This is a genomic window from Neisseria flava, assembly GCF_982712965.1.
Genome location: NZ_CEXQBZ010000076.1, coordinates 1 through 5,942 on the forward strand (window position 1 = coordinate 1; position 5,942 = coordinate 5,942).

Sequence of the window (5,942 nt, forward strand, 5' to 3'; positions counted from 1 at the left end):
GACGAAGCCGCAGACAGTACAGATAGTACGGCAAGGCGAGGCAACGCCGTACTGGTTTAAAGTTAATCCACTATATTTTGATACTCTGCTGAGCGATGAAGAGCGCCATGCTGATCTTAGTTTTACCGTCGCAGGATAATAATGCGCTTCCTCATTAAAATTTAAAACTCAAAAAGGCTTAGCTTGACGATACGCTGACTGTGCTGAATTCATCAGCGGTATATCTATTTTACACGACCGGATAAGTAGCTGAAATCGGATTGAAAGATTTTAAAAGGACAGATAAAACAATAGGTCGTCTGAAACCTTGTTTAGATTTCAGACGACCTGTTTTAAATCTCAAATCGTTCCGTTATTAGCGGTCGATGTTAACAGGTTCGCAGTTTTTCACGATGAAGCGGTTGCGTGAGTCGGTTACGCCCACAACTTCGGAAGTGGCGTGGGTGTTTTTGTCGATGTAACCGGCAGACATAGAGAAGCCGCGTTTGTTGGTGAAGGTTGTACCGGTGCTGTCTGATTGGCGTTTGTCAACGCGCAGGCTGATTTGTTTGCCTGCTGCATTTGCAGATGCGCCTACTGCATTACCACTGCGGTCAAATTCGTAAACGACATTCAGTTTTTTACCGTTGTCGCATTTGTAAGGAACGTAGCCAGCAGGAGCGGCAGCGGCAGTCATGGAAACACCGGCAGTCAGAACGGCTACAATAGCGGCAGATAAGAATTTCATCTGGTATTACTCCATAAAGTGAGAAAAGAGTGATGTGTGGCGTGGACTATCCGGCGCCATCCTTGCTTTGTTTTGAAAGCAGAACATATTTTATCCGTTCCGAAAAAATATACAATATGCAGATATGCAAAGCTATACAAAGAAATTTTCGGGAAGGGTTATTCTGGTTGTACGAAATTAAATAAGTTGAAAATTTATCATAACAAAATAACTTATTTTATTGTTTTTCTTTTATTTTCGGGTATTGATTTTTTTATAAAAGTTTATCATCAAAGTAAGTACCTGAAAGCCTCTGCACAACACTAACCCCAAATTAGATATTAAGTATGTTGTTTTTCGGGTGCTGCCCTGATTGGGTATAAAAAGCGATACAAGGTCGTCTGAAAAAGGTTTCTAGCCACAAAATGCTGATAATTGGAGATTTTCGATTCGGTACAGCTTATTTTTAACATATTTCGGCATGAAATATCCGAAATGTCTGTTAGATAATCTCTTGATTTACGTTAAAATACGCCTTTTTTTTGTGAAGGTCGTCTGAAAAAAGACGGAGAGAATGATGTCTGAACAACACACACACGCTTCGACTTGGAAAAGCAAAATCAACGCTCTGGGGCCTGGAATCATGATGGCTTCGGCGGCGGTCGGCGGCTCGCACCTGATTGCCTCGACGCAGGCGGGCGCGCTTTACGGCTGGCAGCTTGCATTGATTATTATTTTGACCAACCTCTTCAAATACCCGTTTTTCCGTTTCAGCGCGCATTACACGCTGGATACGGGCAAAAGCCTGATTGAAGGCTATGCGGAGAAAAGCCGCGTTTACTTGTGGGTATTCTTGATTTTATGCGTCGTATCGGCAACGATTAACGCGGGTGCGGTCGCCATCGTGACCGCTGCCATCGTCAAAATGTCAATTCCTTCGCTGACGCTGAATGTCGGCGCAATCTCCGCGCTGATTATGGCTTCCTGTCTGATTATCTTGGCGAGCGGACGCTACAAGGCTTTGGACAATGTTTCCAAAATCATCATCGTCAGCCTGACGATTGCCACAGTCGCCGCAGCCGCCATCGCCATGTCGCGCGGCATGCAGATGAAACCCGACTTTATCGAGCCTACCCCATGGACACTGGCAGGCTTGGGCTTCTTAATCGCGCTGATGGGCTGGATGCCGGCGCCAATTGAAATTTCTGCTATCAACTCGCTGTGGGTAACGGAAAAACAACGCATCAATCCTTCCAGCTACCGCGACGGTATTTTCGATTTCAACGTCGGCTACATCACTAGCGCAGTGTTGGCGGTCGTCTTCCTCGCCTTGGGCGCGTATGTGCAGTACGGCAACGGCGAAGCAGTGCAGATGGCGGGCGGCAAATACGTCGGTCAACTGATCAATATGTACGCCGTCACCATCGGCGACTGGTCGCGTCCTATGGTGGCGTTTATCGCCTTCGCCTGCATGTACGGCACAACGATTACCGTAGTGGACGGCTACGCGCGCGCGATTGCCGAGCCGGTGCGCCTGCTGCGCGGCAAAGACAAAACGGGCAACGTCGAACTCTTTGCCTGGAACGTTTGGGTCGCAGGTACGGGCTTGGCAGTGATTTTCTGGTTCAACAGCGCGATGGCAGAGCTGCTCAAATTCGCCATGATTACCGCCTTCATTGCCGCTCCCGTGTTCGCTTGGCTGAACTACCGCCTCGTTAAAGGCGACGAACGCCACAAGCTGACGGCAGGCATGAACTTCCTCGCCATCCTCGGCTTGATTTACCTGACCGGATTTACGGTATTGTTCCTATTGAACCTGACCGGCATCTTGGCTGCACCTAAGTAAGCCAGATCAAAACAAAGGTCGTCTGAAAACCGGATTTTGGTTTTCAGACGACCTTTTTGTTATGGGTTTGGTTTGGGGAAGAAGTTATTTATTGGTATAGGTGAATGATATTACGAATTTCATGATTATAATCAATAATTCGTAAAACCTATTTGAAATAAGATGAAAGAAGGTCGTCTGAAAATCTTAGTTTGAGATTTCAGACGACCTTCTTCAATAGGGCAAACCCTTACGCTTCTTCCGCTTTGCTGCGGATAATCAGAAGCGGCAGGTGGCTTTGGCGCATTACGGTTTCGGCGAAGCTGCCCATCAGGAGGTGCATCAGACCGGTGCGGCCGTGTGTGCCGAGTACCAGCAGGTCGGCGCCGTTTTCATCGGCGTAATCGACCAAATCCTGCGCCATTTCGCGCGCGCCTTTGTTGGCTACCAGCAGGTGTTTGACAATGTTTTCCACGCCGTTTTCGCGGGCGGTTTTTTCAGCGAAGTCCAAGACTTCGTTGCCTTGGGCGACGGCGGCGGCTTCGTAGCTTTCGTGTTGCAGGAATTCGGGAGCGAGCGCCATGTATTCGGCGGGGTTGGCGACGTGTACCAAAGTCAGGCGGGCGTTGTTGACGCTTGCTAACTCGGCGGCGTGTTTCAGGGCGTTGAGGGAAGTTTCGCTGCCGTCAACGGCTACAACCAGATGTTTGTACATAGTTCATTCTCCTTTTTGCGCCGCAGGCGGCACTTTGTTTCATGCGGTTGGGAAGGGTCCGATATGAAACGATTATAGACTCTTTCGGGCTGCTGCAACAGCCCGTCTGCTTTCCAGTATAATATGTGTCGCATTCGTCCGCAGCGTTTTGCGTTGATTTTCATTCATTTATTGATATATCACAAGGTTGGGTATGAACGACACCGTTTTTCTTCCTTCGCGCCGTTTCGGCGGTATTGCCAGACTCTACGGAGATGAAGCACTGGAGCGGTTTTCGCGCGCACACGTCTGCGTGGTCGGCGTGGGCGGGGTAGGCTCTTGGGCAGTGGAGGCTTTGGCGCGGACGGGCATCGGTCGTTTGACCTTGATTGATTTGGACAACGTCGCCGAGTCCAATGTCAACCGCCAATTGCACGCTTTGACCGATGATTTCGGCAAGGCGAAGGTGACGGCGTTGCGCGAACGCATTGCCCAAATCAATCCGCAATGTGAAGTGGAGGAAATCGAGGATTTTGTGACGGAAGACAATCTGGAAACGCTTTTCAGACGACCTTTCGACTTTGTGATCGACGCGATAGATCAAGTTCGCGTCAAGGCGGCGATGGTGGCTTATTTTGTGCAACACAAACAGCCGTTTATCCTCAGTGGCGGCGCGGGCGGACAGAAAAATCCGGCGTTGATTCAAACCGCCGATTTGAGCCGCGTAACCCACGACCCGCTGCTTGCCAACCTGCGCTACACCTTGCGCAAACGCTACGGCTTCAGCCGCGATACCAAAGAAAAAATGCGCGTGCCGTGTGTGTTCTCGACTGAAAACATTACGCCGCCGCAATCGGGCGAAGCGTGTTCGACCGATGCCGCGCCGCAAGGGCTGTCCTGCGCGGGCTACGGGGCGAGTATGCTGGTGACGGCTTCGTTTGGGCTGTATTGTGTGCAGGCGGCGGTGGAACATATTGCGGGACGGAAATGAGATGACCCGATTTTTTAAAGCCTATTTTATCGGTAGCCTGATTTATGCGGTGTGGTTCGGCGTGCTGATGTATGCCGTCGATCCGATGTTTGGCACAATGGGATGCGACATGCAGTCGGGCGATTATTTGTGTTTTCAGGACGGCTATCCGCGGCCGTTTACCAATTTCCTTTATCCTTTCCTGTCCGTTCCGATATTCAGCCTTTTGCACGCTGCCATCATGAAGTGGCGCAAACGCTGCTCAGTCGGGATGATTTGGTTTTTGGTCGGCTGCGAGTGGATGTTGCTATTGGCTTGGATAATTTCGATGCTGGCGCGCGATGGTTTTGTGTTTTCCCGCGATGCCGTTACGGTGCTGATCGGTTCGTTTTTCGCCGCTTTGCCACTGCTGGGCATGGCGTTGGCGCAAACGCTTGCTATCGCCATCGCTTCTTTGAAAAGCCAACGCAAAAAAGGCTGATTTTTGTTTTATAGTGGATTAAATTTAAACCATTACGGCGTTGCCTCGCCTTGCCGTACTATTTGTACTGTCTGCGGCTTCGTCGCCTTGTCCTGATTTAAATTTAATCCACTATACTGCACTCGTTTTGGCGAAACCCGCTGTGTTTTCAGACGACCCTGTTATTGATTAACCACCCAACGAACCTAATAAGAAAAAGCTCCTCTAATCATGCCTTCAGAACACCTTATATCTCCCACTGCGGCAACGTCGTCTGAACACACGGTCGCGTGGGTATTCGGTCAGCCCGTTACCGATTTGCCGCAGGATTTGTTTATTCCGCCCGATGCTTTGAAGGTTGTCTTAAGCAGCTTCCAAGGGCCGTTGGATTTGCTGCTTTACCTTATCCGCAAACAGAATATCGACGTTCTCGATATTCCGATGGTGAAGATTACCGAGCAATATCTGCACTATATCGCCCAAATGGAAGCGTATCAGTTTGATTTGGCGGCGGAATATCTTTTGATGGCGGCGATGCTGATTGAAATCAAATCTCGCCTGCTGCTGCCGCGTCCCGAAGAGGTCGAGGATGAAGAGGCGGATCCGCGTGCCGAGCTGGTGCGCCGCCTTTTGGCTTACGAACAGATGAAGCTGGCGGCGCAGGGTTTGGATGCGTTGCCGCGCGCGGGACGGGATTTTGCTTGGGCGTATCTGCCGTTGGAAATCGCGGTCGAGGCGAAGCTGCCGGAGGTGTATGTCGCCGATTTGACGCAGGCGTGGTTGGGCATTTTGTCGCGGGCGAAACATACGCGCAGCCATGAAGTGATTCAGGAAACCATTTCCGTGCGTGCGCAGATGACGGCGGTTTTACGTCGTCTGAACGAGAGCGGGATATGCAAATTCAGCGATTTGTTCAAACCGGAGCAGGGCGCGGCGTATGTGGTCGTCAATTTCATCGCGCTGTTGGAGCTTGCCAAAGAAGGTTTGGTCCGCATCGTCCAGCCGGACAGCTACGGCGAAATCGAAATCAGCCTGAAACAGGAAAATTTAGAACGCCCGGAAGCGGAAGAGGGTGTTTCAGACGACCCCGCCGCTGACGTTGAAGGCGAAACGGCATGATGATTTCACGCTTGGCAAAGCCATACCCATTTTAATCAACTGCCCTTTATATAGTGGATTAACTTTAAATCAGGACAGGGCGACGAAGCCACAGACAGTACAGATAGTACGGAACCGATTCACTTGGTGCTTCAGCACCTTAGAGAATCGTTCTCTTTGAGCTAAGGC

Annotated in this window: 6 protein-coding genes; 4 read left to right on the forward strand and 2 right to left on the reverse strand. The window is 50.2% G+C overall.

All coding sequences use genetic code 11. From position 1 onward, the window contains the following. Positions 1-355: 355 nt before the first annotated feature. Positions 356-727, reverse strand: a complete 372-nt coding sequence (locus AC5M9B_RS04225; RefSeq protein ID WP_487648291.1) for an ACP-like domain-containing protein — start codon at positions 725-727, stop codon at positions 356-358. A 556-nt stretch (positions 728-1,283) separates the two neighbouring features. Here AC5M9B_RS04225 and AC5M9B_RS04230 point away from each other — a divergent pair. Further along, the gene (locus AC5M9B_RS04230) at positions 1,284-2,552 is read left to right on the forward strand and encodes an Nramp family divalent metal transporter (protein ID WP_487648292.1); all 1,269 of its coding nucleotides are present in this window, start codon (positions 1,284-1,286) and stop codon (positions 2,550-2,552) included. Positions 2,553-2,781: 229 nt separating this feature from the next. On the opposite strand, the gene AC5M9B_RS04235 is transcribed toward AC5M9B_RS04230, so the two are convergent. Beyond that, positions 2,782-3,246, reverse strand: a complete 465-nt coding sequence (locus tag AC5M9B_RS04235) for a universal stress protein (protein WP_003755397.1) — start codon at positions 3,244-3,246, stop codon at positions 2,782-2,784. 193 nt (positions 3,247-3,439) lie between these two features. On the opposite strand from AC5M9B_RS04235, the gene AC5M9B_RS04240 reads away from it, so the two are divergent. The 3 genes from AC5M9B_RS04240 to AC5M9B_RS04250 all read left to right on the forward strand — a co-directional run bounded on the left by AC5M9B_RS04240 (position 3,440) and on the right by AC5M9B_RS04250 (position 5,774). After that, on the forward strand, positions 3,440-4,216 hold the full coding sequence (locus AC5M9B_RS04240) for a tRNA threonylcarbamoyladenosine dehydratase (RefSeq protein ID WP_209282827.1): 777 nt from the start codon (positions 3,440-3,442) through the stop codon (positions 4,214-4,216). 1 nt (position 4,217) lies between these two features. Then, positions 4,218-4,676 carry a hypothetical protein gene (locus tag AC5M9B_RS04245; RefSeq protein ID WP_487648293.1) on the forward strand — a complete coding sequence of 153 codons (459 nt, stop codon included), beginning with the start codon at positions 4,218-4,220 and terminating at the stop codon, positions 4,674-4,676. A gap of 210 nt (positions 4,677-4,886) precedes the next feature. Continuing rightward, positions 4,887-5,774, forward strand: a complete 888-nt coding sequence (locus tag AC5M9B_RS04250) for a segregation and condensation protein A (RefSeq protein WP_487648294.1) — start codon at positions 4,887-4,889, stop codon at positions 5,772-5,774. The last annotated feature ends 168 nt before the right edge of the window (positions 5,775-5,942 follow it).

Coding starts and splice junctions, on each gene's coding strand:
- AC5M9B_RS04225 (WP_487648291.1), bottom strand. CDS start 727: ATGAAATTCTTATCTGCCGCTATTGTAGCCGTTCTGACTGCCGGTGTT.
- AC5M9B_RS04240 (WP_209282827.1), top strand. CDS start 3,440: ATGAACGACACCGTTTTTCTTCCTTCGCGCCGTTTCGGCGGTATTGCC.
- AC5M9B_RS04250 (WP_487648294.1), top strand. CDS start 4,887: ATGCCTTCAGAACACCTTATATCTCCCACTGCGGCAACGTCGTCTGAA.
- AC5M9B_RS04235 (WP_003755397.1), bottom strand. CDS start 3,246: ATGTACAAACATCTGGTTGTAGCCGTTGACGGCAGCGAAACTTCCCTC.
- AC5M9B_RS04245 (WP_487648293.1), top strand. CDS start 4,218: ATGACCCGATTTTTTAAAGCCTATTTTATCGGTAGCCTGATTTATGCG.
- AC5M9B_RS04230 (WP_487648292.1), top strand. CDS start 1,284: ATGTCTGAACAACACACACACGCTTCGACTTGGAAAAGCAAAATCAAC.